Here is a 3281-nt window from a genome sequence, read left to right on the forward strand (position 1 = left end):
AAAGCTCTGGGCGATCCCCCGCCATCTCCCCTGGAGGCAGGCTCTCAGCTGCTCTCTGCTCAGGGGTGCACAGTCTGCAACGGGATCCAAAGCTTGGCCGCGCCGCTCCAGGATCGCGGTTACCTCTACCAGACGACCTTGGGCATCCCACTGTTGCACCAGCCGCGCCTTGCGATCCCCCCAGAGAAAGCCCTGCTCGACGGCAAAATCACTAAACGGCGCCAGCTGCAGCCGCCCATTGGAAAAAGATCCATCGGGGAAAAAGCGCAATCCCGGCGAGAAATCCTGGTAGACCCAGCTCTGGGAGCTTTCGGGAGTGGGGGATCCCTGTAGGGGGTAGTAGGCGTTGGTTTGGCGGATCGCGCTCCCTGCCGCCGGACTTCCTGAAGAAGAGGATGGAGCCAAGGCCTCAAAGGTGATGAGGCTGCGCTTTTGGCCCCCCAGCTCCCAGCCGCCGGCGGTGGGTCGATAGTTGGAGAAGAGGCCGTGCCACACTCCCAGGTGGAGAGCCAGACATTGTTTTTGGGTTTTCATGAAGCAATGTGAAGCTAAGATTGTGAGGACGTAACGCTGGAGAGCAAGACCTATGGGGAAGAAGCTCCGAGGTGGCATTTTACTGATTTTGGGGTTTATGCTGTCTCCCCTTTCCTGGTGGAATGACTTGTTTTTCAATCTGCCGATTGCCTATGGGTTGGGCTACCTGTGTAGCCTGTGGTAGCCACAGTGGTTTTTGGGCGGAACCCTCGTGGGGTACTGGCTCTCCAACTTGATGGGCATTCTCATGATGCAGTTTGGCGCTACGGATGTCGTCGAGAAAGGCGAGAAACCCCGCAATATGAAACGCGATCTCTTGATTGGGCTGGCTTCTTCTACCGCCTATACTTCGGCAATTGTTGGGCTGCTTCAGTTTCACCTCGTCGATATCAGCGCCATCTTCCCCATTTCTTAACCCTATGCCGCTGGCAATTTTCTGGGCAACTTTAGTCGAAGGGATCCTCGCTTTTGTTGCCACCCATATCGACGACTTTTTCTTGCTGGTTCTGTTGTTTGCCCAGGCGCAGCTGCAACCCCTGTGGAAGGGCTGGCACATTTGGCTGGGAGGCTACTTGGGCTTGGCAGGGTTGATCCTGCTCAGCTCTCTGGGATACCTGGGGGGCCTGCTGTTGCCGCCACCTGCGATTGGGCTGCTGGGGTTGATCCCGATTGCGGTAGGCGGTTGGAAATTGTGGCAACCTGAGCTGGAAGAAGCCCTGGAAGAAGAGCTGGAAGAACTGCAAGAGCGCCCAACCCAAAAGGCTTGGTCAGTTTTTTGCCCCCACCAGCCCTGATGTCCATGCTCCTCACCTTTGCCAATGGTGGAGATAATGTCAGCCTGTACGTTCCTCTGTTTGCCGGCAGCACCCCTCTCCGGTTGGCCCTTTTTTCCACGATCTTTTTTCTGATGAAGGGATTGTGGTTTGCAATGGCTCAAAAACTGACGATGCAGCCTGCAGTGGCGAAGGTTTTAACGGAACGGACAGAACACTGGGTGCCCTGGATTCTGGTGGGTTTGGGGGTGTGGATCCTGTTCAAAAATGAGACTTGGAGATGGCTTTTGTCTTAGACTCTGGCCGGGATTTGTTCGTGATAGCGGGACGGGATTCTTTCGAGTTCTAGTCGTTGTGTCGGTCTAGAGAGGGATCCCAGTCCAGATCTTCGTGGCGGTGCTCCCGTTCCCAGCGATGCACCCAGTCCCAGATGCGATAGTGCTGCTCGGCGGTGAGTTGCTTGGGATCCTGGGCCAAAGCGGCAGCCTCTTCCGGGGTGAGCAAAGCAGCCAGGCTGCCGATCTCCACCAAATAGCGGCGTTCTTCCGCAGTGGTGTGGGACTGATTGAGCCGTTGAATTAAACGACGTAAGGTGGCTGCATCTTGACTCATAAGCCGATAGGAAAGAATCGACGAGCATCTAAGCTGGTAAGAACAGTTTAAGAGCAGAATCATCGAAATTATCAAAGTCATCAAAAGAAAGCAGGCCAAATTGCCCAGCCGATGCTCTTCTAATCCTCAAAGGATCCCAGAATGCGCACTTCCGGCTCCAAAAGCACCGACCATTGTTGATAGACCTTTTCCTGGGCCAAGCGAATCAAGCGGTAAATGTCCTTGGCACTCGCCTGATGGCAATTGAGGATGAAGTTGGCATGGCGCTCTGAAATTTGGGCCCCACCGATGCGGTACCCCTTCAAGCCGACCTGCTCGATTAGCCAGCCGGCAGGGTGAGACTCTGGGTTGCGAAAGACGCTGCCACAACTGGGCAAATGATAGGGCTGAGAGCTTAGGCGTTGGTTGAGGTAGCGCTGGGTTTCCCACTGCACCTGGGACGGATCCCTGCTTGGGATCAACTGCAGCGTCGCTCCTGTCACCGTCCAGGGGGAGTCCTGTAGGCGAGAGCGGCGATAGCCAAATTGCAGATCGGCAGGTTCTAGGCGGCAGGGCTCTTGTTCCTCGTCCAAAATCTGCACTTCCACCAGCACATCCGCCATGGCGCGTCCGTGGGCACCGGCATTCATCACCACGGCTCCCCCTAGCGTGCCAGGGATCCCGATGGCCCACTCCAACCCACTCCAGCCTTGCCTGGCGGCGGCCCGCGACAGATTGACCAAAGGCTCTCCGGCAGCGGCCCACATTCTCCCCCCTTCCAGCAGTTGGATCCCCCGCAAACGGCGAGTGCCGATCACCAGCCCCTTCAACCCCGCATCGCTGATGAGCAGATTGCTGCCTGCCCCTAACAGCGTCGTGGGGATCCCTTCTGCTCGCGCCCAAGCCAAACACTGCTGCAGCTCCAGATGGCTACGGGGCTCACAATACCACTCCGCTTTGCCGCCCACGCGAAAGGTGGTCAGAGGAGCCAACGGGATCCCCGATTGAATTCGTCCAGATAGCAGAGCCGCCGGCCCGCGGGGGAGAAGCCTGTCTTCAGCGGTAAGACTTGCCGCCTCAGACTCACAGGAACCATCCCGCTGAGGCACCACCGGAGCCGTCGTCATGATTCAATACCTCAGAAGCAGCTATCTTTTCAGCTGAAGTTTGGATTTTTGGCTTGCCCAGGCTGTTCCCTCACCTGAGCCGCATATGCCCGCATCGTAGCGATTATCTGCTGATTTAGGTCCCCTGCGCCCAAAAAAACGGCGAGATCTCCAGGCTGCAGGACGGACGGCAACACCTCCGGCAATCGCGGCAAAGACGACACATAGCGCACATGGGGATGGTGCTCCGCCACCGCCACGGCCAAGCGCAAGCTGT

General features: G+C 57.1%; 7 protein-coding genes and 1 pseudogene. 4 read left to right on the forward strand and 4 right to left on the reverse strand.

Translation table 11 applies throughout. The annotated features are described in order from the left end of the window. Positions 1-534 (reverse strand): DUF3598 family protein (locus NW819_RS07925; protein WP_414413427.1); only part of this gene is annotated, 534 nt, incomplete at its 3' end. Positions 535-586: 52 nt separating this feature from the next. Here NW819_RS07925 and NW819_RS07930 point away from each other — a divergent pair. The 4 genes from NW819_RS07930 to NW819_RS07945 are packed head-to-tail and all read left to right on the forward strand — an operon-like array spanning position 587 to position 1603. Next, complete coding sequence (locus tag NW819_RS07930) at positions 587-718, forward strand: hypothetical protein (RefSeq protein ID WP_414413428.1); 132 nt, start codon at positions 587-589, stop codon at positions 716-718. A gap of 12 nt (positions 719-730) precedes the next feature. Beyond that, positions 731-949: a hypothetical protein gene (locus NW819_RS07935; RefSeq protein ID WP_414351859.1), complete on the forward strand. Its 219-nt coding sequence runs from the start codon at positions 731-733 to the stop codon at positions 947-949. A 4-nt stretch (positions 950-953) separates the two neighbouring features. Further along, a complete protein-coding gene (locus NW819_RS07940; protein ID WP_414351860.1) occupies positions 954-1328 on the forward strand; it encodes a cadmium resistance transporter in 375 nt (124 codons plus the stop codon). A 5-nt stretch (positions 1329-1333) separates the two neighbouring features. After that, complete coding sequence (locus NW819_RS07945; protein ID WP_414413429.1) at positions 1334-1603, forward strand: cadmium resistance transporter; 270 nt, start codon at positions 1334-1336, stop codon at positions 1601-1603. Positions 1604-1652: 49 nt separating this feature from the next. Here NW819_RS07945 and NW819_RS07950 read toward each other — a convergent pair whose 3' ends face one another. The 3 genes and pseudogenes from NW819_RS07950 to NW819_RS07960 form a co-directional block, all read right to left on the reverse strand. Beyond that, complete coding sequence (locus tag NW819_RS07950) at positions 1653-1919, reverse strand: hypothetical protein (protein WP_414329076.1); 267 nt, start codon at positions 1917-1919, stop codon at positions 1653-1655. A gap of 119 nt (positions 1920-2038) precedes the next feature. After that, positions 2039-3025 carry a UDP-N-acetylmuramate dehydrogenase gene (gene murB / locus NW819_RS07955; protein ID WP_414413430.1) on the reverse strand — a complete coding sequence of 329 codons (987 nt, stop codon included), beginning with the start codon at positions 3023-3025 and terminating at the stop codon, positions 2039-2041. 29 nt (positions 3026-3054) lie between these two features. Continuing rightward, a pseudogene (locus NW819_RS07960) lies at positions 3055-3281 on the reverse strand (UDP-N-acetylmuramate--L-alanine ligase); the annotation flags it as partial.

Source organism: Synechococcus sp. R8-2 (assembly GCF_047461715.1).
GTDB lineage: Bacteria > Cyanobacteriota > Cyanobacteriia > Thermostichales > Thermostichaceae > Thermostichus.